Source organism: Kribbella albertanoniae, assembly GCF_004348455.1.
In the GTDB taxonomy this organism is placed as follows: domain Bacteria; phylum Actinomycetota; class Actinomycetes; order Propionibacteriales; family Kribbellaceae; genus Kribbella; species Kribbella albertanoniae.
On the sequence record NZ_SMKA01000235.1, the window covers coordinates 1 to 15387 of the forward strand.

Genomic DNA, 15387 nt, shown 5'->3' on the forward strand with positions numbered 1-15387 from the left:
CGGAGATCCGGACGCCGTGTTCGTCGGGGATCAGATTGAGCCGTTCGCGGGCGTAGGCCTTCTGCTCGTCGGGCTCGGGACCGTCCTGGTCGAGGAGGTCGCGGGCGCGCTGGGCGGCTTTGCGCAGCTCGGCCGGCGACATGTCGCGGCCGAGCTTGACCAGCTCTTCCTCGGCGACGCGCAGAGCCTCGGCCGGGACCGTGGCGGGGACCTTTTCGAGCATGGACACGATCACGCCCATCTGCTCAGGGCGCAGCAGGACCTCGGGCGGGAGGGTGTCGTCGGTGCCGTCCGGGACCGGCACAGGCACGGCCGGGTCGGGCAACGCGTCGGCGACAGCGGCGTACTTGGGCAGTGCGAGAGCTAGCCGGACCGTGGCGTGGGCCTTACGCGGGTCCATGCGATACCGGAAGGCCAGCAGCTCGGCGGTGTTGCGGGTGCCGAGCTCTTCGGCGTGCCCGGTCTCGGCGACGCGCGCGACATAGGGCAGGCGGGCGGTTTCCAGACGGGCGATCTCGGCGTCGATCGAATCGATGGACGACAGCGCTTCGCTGCCGTTCATCGACCACGCCGGTCGCTCGCCCAGGAGTTCCATACCGTTAACTCTAGACAGGGCCACCGACAGTTTTCAAAGCCAGAACCCCTTATTTTCAAGGGAAATACTTATCCACAGATTTCGGGAGATTCATCCACAGGCCCCGCTCGCCTCTGGATTCCTCAATTGTTGCCTATAGCAATCAGAACTCTGTCGCCCGAGGTGTACCGGCGAACTGGTAGTAGTCGGCGGTGGTCGCTGTATCCCCGCGCGCAGGAGATCCCGGAACTCGGTTGGCGGGGACCTCTACCCGTTGGTCGGTACACGTGCCGCTGCATTCGGACGCGGCCGGGCCTGCAGGTGCCGGGCGACCGGCGAGTTCGTCCGAGGTCGGCATCGTGAGCACAATGCGGCACCCCGCGGATCATCACCGGGATGATCCGCGGGGTGCTGGTGCTCAGCAGGCTGCGGCTGTGTAGGTTTGGCCGCGGAAGAGGGCGTTGCCGGGGATGCCGCAGATGACGGGGTTGCGGTTGAGGCCGGCCATGAAGCCGGCCGAGTTGATCGGGCTGGCGAGGTTGTAGGGGACCGAGACCTCGAAGTGCAGGTGGTCGCCGCCGGCCTTGCCGACGTCGCCCTCGAGGCCGAGAACGGTGCCGACGGCAACGGTGTCGCCGACCTGGTGGCCGCGGCTGGTGACGGAGTTGGTCCGGACGTGGCTGTACTTGCTCCACTCGCCGTCCGGGTGCTCGATCCAGACGTAGTTGTTGTCCTCGGTGGGCTCGGCGTTGGTGTCCACGATGTACTTGATGACGCCGCCGCGAGCGGCCACGATCTCGTAGTCGGGGCCGGCGTCGACACCGGACATGTCGATCCGTCCGAGCGGGCTGTGCGCCAGTACGTCGTTCGTCACCTTGACCTTGGTTCCGGACTTGTAGCCGAGCCGGTACTCACCGATCGACATCGCCGGACCGCCGAACCGGTCTCCTGCCTGCGCGACTCCCTTGACCTCCGGGCTGTCCTGCGTCCAGATCTGGTCGGTGCTGGTGGAGAGGAAGCCGGACGTGCCGTAGAGGACGTTGACCGCGCCGCCACTCAACTGATCGCCGATGGCCTCACCAGGAGCTCCGGCTGCGAGATCGAAGCGGCCGTTGCCGTCGAAGTCACCGGCGGCGAGGGCATAGCCGAGGTAGTCGCCCGGTTCGGACAAGCCTTCCAAGTTGTTGACGCCTTGGCTGAGGTGCTGGACGACATTCGGGGACAGGCCGTCGGGGCTGCCGTACAGCACGGCCAACCGGCCGGCCGCGACATTGCCGTTCACGATGGTGCCGGGGGCACCGATCGCGAGGTCGTCGCCGACCTGGCCGTTGAAGTTGCCAGCGGCAAGCGCCGTACCGAACTGGTCGCCGGAGGACGCCGTGCCGCCGGAGAGCAGGCCGGCCCGGGTGAAGATCTGACTCCAGTTCGCCTGCAGGCCGTTCGCCGTACCGTAGGTGACGTTGACGGCTCCGGCATCGCGGGTGTCGCCGTCGTTCTCGCCCGGTACGCCGGCTGCCAGGTCGTCGCGTCCGTCGTTGTTGAAGTCACCCGCCACCACCGACTGGCCGTAGAGATCGTTCTGCTCCCACTGGCCCGGGACGCCTTCGGTCGACTGGTTGAGGACGTGGTTGCCGGTTGCGGTGAGTCCCGTGGCCGAGCCGTAGATGACGTTGACCGTGCCCGCGGCGGCCTGGTCGGCGATCGCCTCGCCGGGAGCGCCGACGACCAGGTCGGAGCGGCCGTCCTGGTTGAAGTCGCCTGCTGCGAGCGCCGTACCGAAGCTGTCGCCGCCTTCGACGTCACCGGCGATGCCGGGCGAGCCCTGATGCCAGTTCTGGCTGCCGGTCGTCGAGAGGCCGAGGCGGCCGCCGTACAGGACGATCACGTTGCCGGCCTGGTTGGAGCCGTTGTGGTTCTCCTTGGGCGCGCCGATGGCGAGGTCGTCACGTCCGTCGTTGTTGAAGTCGCCCGCGGCGACCGCCGTACCGAACTCGTCGGTCCGCTCGGCAGCGTCGGGCATCCCGGCGGAGGACTGCGTGAAGATCTGGTTGCCGGTGGTGGCGAGTCCGACAGCGGATCCGTAGAAGATGTTGACCGAACCGGCGTCGTACACGTCGCCCGCCGCGACCTCGACGCTCTCGTGCGGAGCACCGACGGCGAGGTCGGTGAATCCGTCGTTGTCGAAGTCACCGCAGGCAGTGGCGTGCCCGAAGGCGTCACCGCGCTCGGCCACCCCGTCGATGCCGGGAGTGTCCTGGGTGATCAGCACGTTGCCGGTCGTGGACACACCCGCGGCGGATCCGTACAGCACGTTGACCGAGCCGGCGCTGTCGAGGTTGCCGACGCTCTCGCCCGGTGCCCCCACCGCCAGGTCATCGCGGCCGTCGTTGTTGAAGTCGCAGACCGGGCCGGCGATCGCGTTCGCCGAGGCAAGCAGTGGGTGGGCCAGTACGGCGGCGGCGACGAGGGCCGCGGCGGCTAGTCCGGCCGTTGATTTTCTCATCTCAAGTCCTTCGGAAGTGGGCGGATCTCTCACCCACGACTCTGCTGGAGCCGCGACCTGAGGGCATGAGGGACGACCCCTCATTCTTCGGTCTGGGGGGTGCCGACGAGCTTCATCTACCGGCAACAGCGGGGCAATAAGCGAGCGTCATCCTGGCCGCATGGACTCGTTGCGTACGGCGCTCGTGGGCGGGGAAGCGTGTGAGGTCTGCGGCCGCCTGCCGCACCCTCGGCGGCTGCGGTTGACGGTGGCCAAGCTCCTGGCCGTGTTCCCGGTCGAACTCGCACTGCACGCACTCGTGCTGGCGATCCACCCGCCGTACGTCGTCGCCGTCGCCGTACTGGTGATCACGACGACCGTGCTGGTGATCTGGGTCGTCGAGCCGTCCGCGATGCGCTTCCTGCGGACTTGGCTACATGCGCCGCACGCTCAACCGGGGACTGGTATCGACGCGCTCTGGCGGATTCGCGTCACGCTGCCAGACAGCGTCGGATCGCTCGAGCGGCTCGCTCACGGCTTGGCCACGGTAGACGCGAACATCCTCGGCCTGCACGTCCACACTGTCGAAGACGGCGTCCGCGACGAGCTGGTTGTGTCCGCCCCCGACTCGGTCCGCTCCGGCGCACTGTCAGCTGTGGTCGAGGATTCAGGCGGCGGCGACGTACAGGTCTGGCCGACAACAGCCCTCGCTCTGATCGACGGCCAAACCAAGGCCCTCAGCCTGGCCGCCCGCGTAGTCGCCGACCCAACCGAGCTACCCCACGCAGTAGCAGAGCTCCTCGGCGCCCAACTAGTCACCGACCGCGCGCTCCTGGCCGGCCCTCTCCCCTCCGACAGAACCATCCTGAAGATCCCCTCCCCGTGGACCGGCTTCTTCGCCTTCACCCGCCCAGCCGAGCCCTTCACCCCCGCCGAATCCGCCAGAGCCCACCGCCTGGCCCAACTAGCCGAGCAAACCCGCGTACTTCCCCTATAGCTACGACCACCAGGGACGGACGTTGTGCGTACGGCGGTCAGTCGGGGTTGGGGTTGTGGGGGGTGAAGGTTACGGCGATGGTTTCGGCGGATTTGTGGCGTTGAGCTTGGGCGTACATGGCGTAGGCGCGGTGGTCGGCGGGGGTGAGGTCGGTGGCCGAGTCGGTGAAGAGGGCGAGGAGGGAGCGTGGGTAGAGCTGGTGGGCGATCACCGAGTTGAGTTCGGCGCCGATGACGGCGATCACCGAGGCGGCGTAGATGAGGCCGATCAGGCCGAGGGTCAGGGCGAAGATGCCGTTGACCTCGCTGGCTTTGGCCAGTACGTCGTTGACGTAGATGCCGCCCAGGCGTTCCAGCAGGTGCCAGCCGAGTGCGGTGAAGACGGCGCCGGGGAGGATCTGCCGGAACGGTGGTCGAGGGCGTTTGCCGGGGCGCAGGCACAGGGTCAGCATCGCTGTGAGCACCAGGATCGAGCCGATCGCGACGAGCCAGCCCAAGTCGGCGGCGACCACGCCGGAGAGGGAGGCTTGGCTGCCGGCGAGGACTGTCAGTGTGGCGAAGCTGAGGACGGTGAGGCCGGCCAGCGACAGCAGTGCGCCGGAGCGCAGCCGGCCGCGGAAGGGGTTGGGGCGGCCGTTGCGGGGGATGCCCCAGGTGACGTTGACCGCGTTCTGGACTGCTTGGCCGAGGCCGATGATGCCGTACAGGGCGGTGATCGTACCGACGATGACGGCCGCCGTACTGCCTTGCAGGCCCTGCGGTGTTGCCAGCTGGGTCCCGACGATCGGGAACTCCTTCAGCGCGGACTGCAGTACGGCGCGCTGCAGATCTTCGTTGCCCTGGAGAACGAAGCCGAGCACCGACGAGGAGATCAGCAGCATCGGGAAGATCGCGGCGAAGGCGTAGTACGTGATGATCACCGCCAGGTAGCTGCCCTGGTCATCGAAAAACTTGTACACCACGGCGAGCGGGAACCCGAGCCGCCGGCGCCGTCGCTGCGCAGCATCCAGCCGCTCCAAGGTACTCACGCTCCAAGCCTACGGGCCTGACGCCCGTGCGGACGTCAGGCCTGGAGGTGTTCAGGCTGCGGTGACCAGGTTGGCGAGGGTGGATCGGGCGCGGGCTACTCGGGAGCGGATGGTGCCGGTGGGGCAGCCGAGGTGGGTGGCTGCTTCGGCGTACGGGAGGCCGGCCAGTTGGGTGAGGACGAAGACTTCGCGGCGGTCGGTGGGGAGTTTGTCGAGGAGGTCGGTGAGGGCGATGCCGTCGTCGAAGCCGGGGAGATTGCGTGGCTGGGCTTGTTCGGCGGCGAGTTGCCAGTCGTGGTCGGAGATTCGCGGTCGGGAGGCTTGGTGGCGGAGGTGGTCGGCGACGGTACGGCGGGCGATCGACAGCAGCCACGTTCGGGCCGATGAGCGGGCCTCGAAGCGGTGCAGGCTCTTGAGGGCCCGCAGGAATGTCTCCTGGGTGAGGTCGTCGGCCGATTGCGGGTCGGCGCTCAGGTAGGTGACATAGCGCCGTACGTCGAGATGCAGCGCGCGGATGAAGTTGTCCAGGGCAACGAGATCGCCGGCGCGGGCGGCGAGTGCGAGGCGGGTGGTGGTTTCGTCGGGCGGTTGGTGCAAGGCGGAAGCCATCACGGGAATCCTTCGGTGGTCCAGGCAAGCGGAAAGCCCCTGCCGGTGTGGCAGAGGTGGGTCGGCCGTCAGTTGACGGGGACTCCGCGCGGTGGACCTCGCGAGATGATGGCGTGCACGAGCAGGAAGAGCCGCAGCGGCCTGGGGGAGTAGTGCTGCTGGATCCGCGGCTGGTGTGGGGTGAACAACGGCTGGGCGATCAGCCGCAGCGAGACCAGCAGCCGGGTCGCGACGGAGCGCAGGACGGTGAAGACGGCCCGCTCACCGTAGGCCAGCCAGAGACCACTCAACAGCGCGGCCACCAGGTGGACCGCGAGCATCCCGTACGACGATGTCCCGGTCATCTCGTGACCCGGCGTCATAGGTGGTGTCACGGGATGGGCCTGGGCCGTCGTGAAGACCGTGTGCAGCATGGCCTGGACCATCACCGTGGAGACGAGCACGAACGGGATACCGCGTTCGCAGTCGGTGACGAACCAGGCGGCCGTGCCCACCACGGCGAAGGCCAGGACGATCGCCCAGCCCGGAATCGGCGTACCGGACATCAGTACGTGGCCGAGAGCTGCGAGCAGCACACAGGTGGCCGCGAACATCGCGGCCCGCGCTGCTCGGAAACCCCAGGCCTGTCGCATGGCCGCACCATGGTCGCATGAAACTGCACTGTGTCCCAGGTCACGGGAACTGAGCGGCCTCGCGATCCGACTACTCCCACAGAACTGCGAGCGAGGAGTGGACGTGGGTGAAGTGGCGACGGTCCCGGTGCCGGTCGAGGCGGAGAAGGCCGGGCCGCGGGGGAAGGGATCCGGGTTGTTCCGGGCCTTCTGGCGGTGGCATTTCTACGCCAGTTTCCTGGTCATCCCGGTTCTCCTGATCCTGGCGGTCACCGGGCTGATCTACCTCTTCCGGTTCCAGATCGAGCCGGTACTGCACGCCGACCTGATGAAGGTCCAGCAGCCAGCCGGCCTGGTCGCGCAGCCGTACTCCTCCCAGCTCGAGGAGGTGCGGCAGGCGTTCCCGGACGCGACAGTCGTCTCGATGACCGAACCGTCCGCACCCAACCGGTCGACCGTCTTCTCCCTCGACACCGCAGCCGGACCGCGGGATGTCTTCGTCGACCCGTACGAAGGCAAGGTGCTGGGCGCGCTGAACCCGGACACCACGCTGTCGGGTGGCGCGATCCTGCTGCACGGCGAGCTGATGGCCGGCCGCTGGGGCGACTACGTGATCGAGATCGCCGCCTGCTGGGCGATCGTGATGGCGATGACGGGCTACTACCTGTTCTTCCGCGGCCGGGTCGCCCGGGCGCGACGACGAGCGGCCGGCGCGGCGGGCGCCGTACTGCGGTCCCGGCACGGCCGCACCGGCTCGGTTCTCGGCGTCGGCCTGCTGTTCCTGATCGTGTCGGGGCTGCCGTGGACCGGCGTCTGGGGCGAACAGACCCAGAAACTCGCGACCCAGGGCGGTACGTCGTTCTGGGCCGAGGACCACGGTGCATTGTCGAATCCGACCTCGACCATGGACGAATCCCTTCCGCACAGCCACTCGGTGCCTTGGGGGGTGGGGAAGTCCGACGTACCGCGTTCGGATCCGGCGGACAAGCGCCGATCGGTGGCGACCGTGGACACCGCGATCGCGGTCGGTGAGCGCAACGGGTTGCGCCGCCCGATGACGGTCGCGCTGCCCGCCGACGAGGAGGGCGTCTACTCGGCGATCGGGTACGCGTTCAACGACCCGGCCAAGGAACGCAGTCTCCATGTCGACCAGTACGGCGGACGCGTCGTGTCGACGTATGGGTACGGCGACTATCCGGCCCTGGCGAAAGTGGTTGCCCAGGGCATCGCTCTGCACGAGGGCAGGCGGTTCGGCACGCTGAATCTCTGGGTCACCACGGTGTTCTGCCTCGGGGTCGTCTTCATGTGCGTCACCGGGCCGCTGATGTGGTGGCGCCGCCGTCCGAAGGGCAATGCACTCGGCGCGCCCCGCGGCCGCCTGCCGCTTCGGGCCACGCCCGCCCTGGCCGTCCTGGTCGTGGCGCTCGCGCTCTTCCTGCCGCTGTTCGGCATCACGCTCGCCGCGGTCCTCCTGCTCGACCAACTCGTCCTCCGCCGCGTGGCCGGACTCCGAGCCTGGTTCAATACTGTCCGAACCTGAGAATAAGCTCGTGCATGGCGGAAAGGATCCGACCATGTCGAAGCCCAACATCCTGCTCATCGTTTCCGACGACCACGGGTACGCCGACCGCACTGCGCTCGGTGTCCATGCCGACGTGCGCACCCCAGCGCTCGACCGGCTGGCGGCCGAGGGTGTCAGCTGCACCGACGCCTATGTGACCGCACCGATCTGCAGTCCGTCCCGGGCGGCGATCATCTCGGGTCAGTACCAGCAGCGGTGGGGCGCCGAGTGGTTCGAATCATCGTCGTTCCCGCCGGACGACGTACCGTCCCTCGCGGAGCGACTCCAGGACCAGGGCTATCGCACCGGCTACTTCGGCAAGGTGCACTACGGCGGTGAGCAGGTCGGCGACCGAGCCTGTCCGCCGCATCACGGCTTCGAGACGACGCTCTACGGTCTCGCCGGCCAGTCCTTCGGCCGGTTGAACTATCTGCACCACTCAGCAGAGGCACAGGCCGAGTACGGCGATCCCGCGGCGGTCCACATGGCCGTCCAGCCGTTGTTGTCGGGTGACGAACCGGTCGAGCACGAAGGTTTCCTGACCACCGAGATCGGCCGCCGGGCTGCTGAGTTCATCGCGAGTGACGATCAGCCGTACTTCTGCATGGTCGCGTTCAACGCCGTCCACAACTTCTGCTGGCAGTTGCCGGACGAGGAGCTCGAAGCCCGCAACCTGCCGAAGTTCAGCGACTGGACGCCCGACACCGGCCTCGCCTTCGGCGACTGGTACGACGACGCCATCGTGCCGAACCTTCCGCACGGCCGCGAGTACTACCTGGCCCAGCTCGAGCTCATGGACGCCGAGATCGGCAAGCTGCTCGCCACGATCGACAGCACCGGCGCGGCCGAGGACACGATCGTCGTCTACGTCACCGACAACGGCGGTTCCACCTGCAACTTCGGCGACAACACACCCCTGCGCGGCACGAAGTACACGCTGTGGGAAGGCGGCATCCGGATCCCCATGCTGTGGCGGTGGCCCGGCGTACTCCCGGCAGCCCAGCAGTGCGACGCCCTCCTGAGCACACTCGACCTGGTACCAACACTCACAGCCGCCGCTGGTGCTGAACGCGGCACGACCGACGGCATCGACGCCCTGCCCATCCTGCAGGGAACCAAGGCGGATCAGCGCACCCTGCACTGGGACTGCGGCTTCCAATGGGCAGTCCGCGACGCCGAGTGGAAGCTCAGCTGGGTCGACGACACCGAAGAAAGCCGCCACCTACAGGCCTACGAGCATGCACCGATGGGCAAGGGCATGTTCCTCGCCAACCTCACCGAAGACGTCGCCGAACAACACAACCTCGTGGACACCGAGCCGGAGATCGCAGCCCGGCTGTCCGCGCTGCACCAGGAATGGCGTGCGGACCTCACCAGCGCCACGGCTGGTGAGGTCTGAGGCGCTGGATCAGTCGCAGGTGTCGCAGATGCCGCTGGCGGGGGTCTGCAGGTTGCACTTGGGGCAGGCCTTGATCGGGCGCTCGGCGATCGCGGCCTTGCGGGCGCGGGCACGAGCGGCACCGAGCTTGGCCGGGATCATCGCGCTGCCGCCGTCGGACGGCAGGTTGCCGGCCTCGAAGTGGCGGTAGGCGGCGAGGCGCTCGTGGGAGGCGTGCGCGTCGGGATCGGCGGGAGTCTCACCGGTGGCGGCGCCGACGATCGCGGCGTACCCCTCGAAGACGCTCTCGTCCGGGTTGACGCAGAGCGCCGGCAGCATCGGCTCACCGCGGCGCAGGTTCTCCGCGTAGACCTCGGCGAGGGTGCCGCCGATCCACAGCTTCGGGAGCTGCTTGGTGCGGATACCGGTCTGCTCCTGGACGCCGACGGCGAGGTCCTTGAGCTGCACCAGCGACTGGTACTTCTTGGCCGCGACCAGCAGCAGCTCGCGGGCAGCACCGGCCCACTCGACACGCGCAGCGGCCACTCCGATATCGGACACCTCACGCCAAGCAGGCTCTTCTACATCCGGCAGATCTTGGTCTGATGTGGCGACATCGTAGATAGACACGTTCGAAACCCTACGGGCCCGCGGCCGATCGGCGAAACCGTGAGGTGTGGGATCAGGCCTGACGGGGGAGTAATTGTGCCTTAAGCGAGACCCTGGCCCGGCTGATCCTGGACTTCACGGTCCCGACCGGGATGCCGACCTGGTCGGCGATCTCGTCGTAACTGAGCTCGTAGATGTCCCGAAGGACCACCGAAGTGACAGTCTCGGGCAGTTCGGTCTCGAGCTGTTCGAGCGCGTCGAGCAGATCCAGCCGGGTGCCGGCGACCACACTCGTCGTCCGCGGGTCGGGACGGTCGTATCTCGCCGGCCGGTCATCGTCGTGCCAAGCCGCCGTGTTCTCGACCGCGCGTCGCTTCAGCCGCCGGTAGGTCTCGCGGGCCGCGTTCGAGGCGACCACGTGCACCCAGGTGCTGAACCGGCTCCGCCCCGAGAAGGTGCCGATCTTGGTGGCGATCGACAGCAGTGCGTCCTGACAGGCGTCCTCGGCGTCGGCGCGATGCGGCAGGACGCGCTGGCAGATCCGCATCACCTGCGGCTGCACCTGCCGGATCAGTTCGTCCAGCAACGCCGGGTCCTGGGCAGCGCGCCGAGCCAGGTCGTCGAGCGCGTCCGCGTCGTCAGACATGGTCGTGACGATAATGGTCGTCATGGTTCAGCCCTCTCATTTTGGCCGGTACGCCGTGATCCGGCGACTGGGCAGTGGTGGTTTCGCGGCGGTCTGGCTGGCTCGGGACGAGGAGCTCGACGCCGAGGTCGCGGTCAAGGTGCTGGCTGAGCACTGGGTCGACGATCTCGACGTACGGCGGCGCTTCGTCGAGGAAGGCCGGTTCCTGCGGAAGGTCGAGTCGCCGTACGTCGTCGGCGTCCACGACAGCGGTACCACCGACGACGGCCGCCCGTTCCTCGTTCTGACCTACGCTGACCGCGGCACTCTGGCGGACCGCATCAAAGAGGGCCCGCTGCCGCTGGCGGACACGCTGGAAGTGATCGAGAACGTCAGCGCCGGTCTGCAGGAGCTGCACGACCGCGGTGTCCTGCACCGAGACGTCAAGCCGGAGAACGTGCTCTTCCGCAGTACGCCGACCGGTGAGCGGGCCATGCTCGGCGACCTCGGCCTTGGCAAGTCGCTCGACAAGGTGTCCCGGGTGACGATGCCCGGCGGTACCCCGGCGTATGTCGCCCCCGAGCAGGTGCGTGGGGACGTACTCGATCCGCGCGCCGACCTGTATGCGCTGGCCGCGGTCACGTACGCCGCGCTCGCCGGACAACCGCCGTACGACGCGACCACTCTGGCCGCCGTACTGGCTGTCGACGGGCCGCCGCCCCCGCTGGAGACGGTCCCCGCCGCGGTGGACGAGGTGATCCGGCGCGGGTTGAACAAGGACCGGGAGCAGCGCTGGCCCGATGTCCGCTCCTTCGCCGAAGCCCTGCGGACGGCCGCCGAGCTGCCGCAGACCACGCGCCGGTTCTCGCTCAACCCCTGGGTGGCGGCGACCGTCGCGGCTGCGCTGCTGGGTAGCGTCGGGGGCTACCTCGGCTGGCAGTACGGCGTACAGCGTCAGTCGGTGCGAGTCGTGGATCAAAAGGGGGTCCTGTCGGTCGAGCTTCCTCGGGAGTGGGCGGCCAACCGGACCGGCGGTGGCTGGCAGCCGCAGGGTGCGACCGGCCAGCTCCCCGGCCTCCTGGTGAGCGCCGACAACACCGCCTGGAGCACACCGAATGCGAAGATCCCCGGTGTCTTCGCCGGTGTGCTGCCTGATGGTGAGGTGCCGCTGGCCGCCGCGCTTCCGGGTCCGGTGGGCTGCTCGGCCGCAGTGGATCGCAACGAGAGCACAAACACGGCGACTGCGAAGTACGCCGATTGCCCGGCCGGTATGACGACGTTCGAGCGGGTGAAGAGGATCAACGGCTCGCTGATCCGGATCCAGGTTCGGGCCGAGGACGCTGCTCAGGCTGAGCAGGTCCTCGACTCGGTGGCCTACACGCCCTAGTTCCCCAGCTGGTACGGGCGGCTGTCGGTGTGGCCGGTGCCCTTCTTCAGCGGGGTGGCAAGCTCGCAAGTGCCGGTCTTCGGGGCGCAGCGGGCGATCGCGGTCTTGTCACCTTGTTCGGCCAGGACCAGGACGTGGTCGGCGTCCTCCATCGTGGTGGAGATGATCGCCACCTTGGAGCCGCCCGACCACTCACGGACCGCCTTGCCGGTCCGCAGGTCCAGCGCGGCGAACAGGCCGTCGCCGTACCCATCGCGGTACGCCGGCCCGCCGAGCGCGTAGGGGCTCTTGGCGGGGAGCTCATCGATCGCGTACTCGCAGGTGGCCCAGCGCTTCCGGGCCGAGGCGATCTCGACCAGCGCGGTGCAGCTGCCGTCATCGGTCGTCGAGACGATCGACGCGCCGAGCTGCAGGTCCGACGAGACCGCAGACGGAGTCGGTACGGCGGCGATCGGCTTCGGGGCGTCCTCCCCGGCGATCCACTTGTAGAGCGTTTGCTTCTCGCTCTTGTTCAGCGCGCTGAAGTAGACCTCGCTGCCCTGAACGGCATGCACGATCGGCCCGTGCTCGCCGGTGCGCTCGATCGAGTACTTCTCACCACTCGGGTTGTCACGCCAGACCAGCGTGAACCGCGGCAGCTCGGTGCCTTCGGAGTTCGTCGGCTGCACGGCGTACGCGCTGCTCGCCAAGTTGTCGCCGGACCGCACTGTCGAGACGTCCTTGATCGACTCGCCACTCGTCCCACCGCTCCAGGCGGTGAGCACGGCGTTGCCGTTCTGGTTCGGCCGGTGCAGCACGAGCGCGCCGCCGTTACCTGTCCGCGCGACGTCCCAGACCTCGCCGTCCGAGGCCGGCAGGGTGAACTTGGTCCCGCCGACGTGCACGGTGCGGCCGTCGACGTACGACGTCGTCGGCGCAGCGCCCTGCTTGAGCTTGGTGAGGTCGATCGTCTGCTTGATCTCCCCGTCCGGCGTGGTCGAGGGCGTGCTTGGCGTCGTGGACGGTGGCTGCACCGACTTGCTGACGCTGTCGATCGGCTTGACCCCGCCGTCGGACGCTGACGCGAGCGTCGGCGTCTGCTGCGCCGCAACCAGCGTGCCCGCCACGACCGCGGCGAGCGAAACGCCCGTCACCAGCCCCGCCAGCTTGATGCTCCGATTCATGGTGCCCTCCGAGTGAGTGGTTCAGTTTGTCGTAACGGAGGGCTTTGATGGTCGGCCGACACGTTCGGTTCACGAGATCCGGATTTGACCTTCAGTAGCCGCGCCGACCTGTTGCGTGACGGCTACGGAGCTGCCAGTTTTGGGCCTCATGATGCGGAAGGCACTCGTCGTACTGCTCGTCGCCTGCGGATTGTCGGTCGCTGAGCCTGCGTCCGCAGCGCCGGCCGGGCCGCGGGACGTGATCGTCCAGCTGTTCGAGTGGAACTGGAAGTCGGTCGGCCGCGAGTGCGGTGCGTTCCTCGGCCCGCGCGGGTACGGCGCAGTCCAGGTGTCGCCGCCGCAGGAGCATGTCGTGCTGCCGGGGCAGGGATACCCGTGGTGGCAGGACTACCAACCGGTTAGTTACAAGCTCGACAACACCCGCCGCGGGACCCGCGCGGACTTCGTGGCGATGGTGAACAGCTGTCACGCGGCCGGTGTGAAGGTGTACGTCGACGCGGTCATCAACCACATGACCGGCGGGTCGTCCGGCGGCACCGGGAGCGCAGGGTCGGCGTACACGCACTATGACTATCCGGGGCTCTTCCAGACGCAGGACTTCCATCACTGCGGCCGCAACGGGAACGACGACATCGTCAACTACGGCGACCGCTACGAGGTGCAGAACTGCGAGCTCGTCGACCTCGCGGACCTCGCCACTGGTTCGGACTACGTGCGCGGCCGGATCGCGGCGTACCTGAACGACCTGCTCGCGATCGGGGTCGACGGGTTCCGGCTGGACGCTTCCAAGCACATGCCGGCCGCGGACATCGCCGCGATCAAGGCGCGGCTGTCGCGACCGGCGTACCTGTACCAAGAGGTGATCCACGGCGCGGGCGAGCCGATCACGCCGGAGGAGTACGTCGGGAACGGCGACGTGCACGAATTCCGCTACGGGCAGGACCTGGCCAAGATCTTCAACAACGAGCGGCTCGCCTATCTGAAGACCTTCGGATCGCCACTGCCGTCGGACAAGGCGGTCGTCTTCACGGACAACCACGACACCCAACGGGGAAGTGGCGTCCTGACCTTCCGCGACAACGGCCGGTACGCGATGGCGAACGCCTTCATGCTCGCGTGGACCTACGGGACGCCGACGGTGATGTCCAGTTACGAGTACACCTCGAACGACCAGGGCCCTCCGGCTGCCGCAGACGGTCGTACGACGGACACCACGTGCTTCACCAACCGCTGGCGGTGCGAGCACGAATGGCGCGTGATCGCCAACATGGTTGCCTTCCGCAACATCACTCGCGGCACCGCGGTCACCGAATGGTGGGACAACGGCAACGACGCGATCGCCTTCGGCCGCGGCGACAAGGGCTACCTGGTCCTGAACGACGAAGGCTCGGCGTTGACCGGTCGCAGCTTCCACACCAATCTCGCACCGGGCCGCTACTGTGATGTCTTCCATGGCGACTACACCTCCGGCAACTGCAGCGGCCCGATCTACACCGTCGACGCCTCCGGCTGGTTCCGCGCCGACATCGCCGCCCAGGATGGTCTGGCTCTCCACGCCGCGGCCAAGGTGAGTTGACCGCCGAGATGGGTACTGTTCCGCAGTGAAACGCGCAGGCGAGGTCGTCGGGGGACGGTACCGGATCGTCGCGGTGATCGGTCGCGGCGGGATGGGTGACGTCTACCGCGCTGTCGACGAGGTCCTGGAGCGCGAGGTCGCGTTGAAGGTGGTGCGGCCGGAGCCTCGGACGCTGGTAGATGCCGACCGCTTCCGGCGTGAGGCCCGGGCGATCGCGCAGATCTGCGACCCCCACGTGGTCGCGGCCTACGACTTCGGCGACGAAGGCAAGAGCTGGTACCTGGCCATGGAGCTGAGCACCGGTTGCTCAGTGGGGGAGGAGCTCCGGGAGAGCGGGCCCTTCGAGCCAAGCCGCGCCCTGTACGTCGTACGTCAGGCGGCGGCCGGATTGGCGGCGGCCCATCGCGAGGGCGTCGTACATCGCGATATCAAGCCGGACAATCTGCTGCTGGGTGACGACGGTTCGGTCAAGGTGGCCGACTTCGGCATCGCCCGCTTCCTGAGCGAAGCGACCACGACGATGACGTCGAGCGGCGAGATCGTCGGCACCAGCTACTACCTCTCACCCGAAGCAGCCCGCGGCCGGGCGGTCGGCCCGCCCTCCGACATCTACGCGCTCGGCTGCGTCCTGTACCAACTGGTCACGGGTCAACCGCCGTTCATGGCCGACGAACCGGCCGCGATCATGTACCAGCACGTCGAGTGCGAACCGGCACCCCCGAGCGATCATCGCCCGGAGCTGACCGACGACCTCGAAGCCCTCATCTTCTGGATGCTCGCCAAAGACC

General features: G+C 68.0%; 14 protein-coding genes. 6 read left to right on the forward strand and 8 right to left on the reverse strand.

The genetic code is table 11. From position 1 onward, the window contains the following. Together E1261_RS34500 and E1261_RS34505 are read right to left on the reverse strand one after the other, a co-directional pair. Positions 1-595, reverse strand: a 595-nt coding sequence (locus E1261_RS34500) for a DUF222 domain-containing protein (protein ID WP_132413903.1), incomplete at its 3' end; no start/stop codon positions are given. Positions 596-992: 397 nt separating this feature from the next. Next, entirely contained in the window at positions 993-3077 is a 2085-nt protein-coding gene (locus E1261_RS34505) for a peptidoglycan DD-metalloendopeptidase family protein (protein ID WP_165952750.1), read from the reverse strand. A gap of 160 nt (positions 3078-3237) precedes the next feature. Here E1261_RS34505 and E1261_RS34510 point away from each other — a divergent pair, with 160 nt between their 5' ends. After that, on the forward strand, positions 3238-4053 hold the full coding sequence (locus E1261_RS34510; RefSeq protein WP_132413905.1) for a putative antibiotic biosynthesis monooxygenase: 816 nt from the start codon (positions 3238-3240) through the stop codon (positions 4051-4053). Between the two features lie 37 nt (positions 4054-4090). On the opposite strand, the gene E1261_RS34515 is transcribed toward E1261_RS34510, so the two are convergent. The 3 genes from E1261_RS34515 to E1261_RS34525 all read right to left on the reverse strand — a co-directional run bounded on the left by E1261_RS34515 (position 4091) and on the right by E1261_RS34525 (position 6321). Continuing rightward, complete coding sequence (locus E1261_RS34515) at positions 4091-5080, reverse strand: YihY/virulence factor BrkB family protein (protein WP_132413906.1); 990 nt, start codon at positions 5078-5080, stop codon at positions 4091-4093. 51 nt (positions 5081-5131) lie between these two features. Next, a complete protein-coding gene (locus E1261_RS34520) occupies positions 5132-5689 on the reverse strand; it encodes a sigma-70 family RNA polymerase sigma factor (protein WP_132413908.1) in 558 nt (185 codons plus the stop codon). Between the two features lie 68 nt (positions 5690-5757). Then, positions 5758-6321, reverse strand: a complete 564-nt coding sequence (locus tag E1261_RS34525; RefSeq protein ID WP_132413909.1) for a hypothetical protein — start codon at positions 6319-6321, stop codon at positions 5758-5760. A 103-nt stretch (positions 6322-6424) separates the two neighbouring features. Here E1261_RS34525 and E1261_RS34530 point away from each other — a divergent pair, with 103 nt between their 5' ends. Then, positions 6425-7840 (forward strand): PepSY-associated TM helix domain-containing protein, encoded by a 1416-nt coding sequence (locus tag E1261_RS34530; protein ID WP_238176605.1) that lies wholly within the window; start codon positions 6425-6427, stop codon positions 7838-7840. A 34-nt stretch (positions 7841-7874) separates the two neighbouring features. Then, the gene (locus E1261_RS34535; RefSeq protein ID WP_132413911.1) at positions 7875-9260 is read left to right on the forward strand and encodes a sulfatase family protein; all 1386 of its coding nucleotides are present in this window, start codon (positions 7875-7877) and stop codon (positions 9258-9260) included. A gap of 9 nt (positions 9261-9269) precedes the next feature. Here the strand turns inward: E1261_RS34535 and E1261_RS34540 are convergent, their stop codons facing one another. Both E1261_RS34540 and E1261_RS34545 read right to left on the reverse strand, forming a co-directional pair. After that, entirely contained in the window at positions 9270-9869 is a 600-nt protein-coding gene (locus E1261_RS34540) for a hypothetical protein (RefSeq protein WP_132413912.1), read from the reverse strand. A gap of 52 nt (positions 9870-9921) precedes the next feature. Next, positions 9922-10494, reverse strand: a complete 573-nt coding sequence (locus tag E1261_RS34545; RefSeq protein WP_132413913.1) for an RNA polymerase sigma factor — start codon at positions 10492-10494, stop codon at positions 9922-9924. 22 nt (positions 10495-10516) lie between these two features. On the opposite strand from E1261_RS34545, the gene E1261_RS34550 reads away from it, so the two are divergent. Next, the gene (locus E1261_RS34550; protein ID WP_132413915.1) at positions 10517-11860 is read left to right on the forward strand and encodes a serine/threonine-protein kinase; all 1344 of its coding nucleotides are present in this window, start codon (positions 10517-10519) and stop codon (positions 11858-11860) included. On the opposite strand, the gene E1261_RS34555 is transcribed toward E1261_RS34550, so the two are convergent. Further along, positions 11857-13023, reverse strand: a complete 1167-nt coding sequence (locus E1261_RS34555; RefSeq protein WP_132413916.1) for a hypothetical protein — start codon at positions 13021-13023, stop codon at positions 11857-11859. The two genes, E1261_RS34550 and E1261_RS34555, sit on opposite strands and share 4 nt — an antisense overlap. Before the next feature lie 148 nt (positions 13024-13171). On the opposite strand from E1261_RS34555, the gene E1261_RS34560 reads away from it, so the two are divergent. Continuing rightward, the gene (locus E1261_RS34560; RefSeq protein WP_132413918.1) at positions 13172-14599 is read left to right on the forward strand and encodes an alpha-amylase; all 1428 of its coding nucleotides are present in this window, start codon (positions 13172-13174) and stop codon (positions 14597-14599) included. 25 nt (positions 14600-14624) lie between these two features. After that, positions 14625-15387, forward strand: a 763-nt coding sequence (locus E1261_RS34565) for a protein kinase domain-containing protein (RefSeq protein ID WP_238176606.1), incomplete at its 3' end; no start/stop codon positions are given.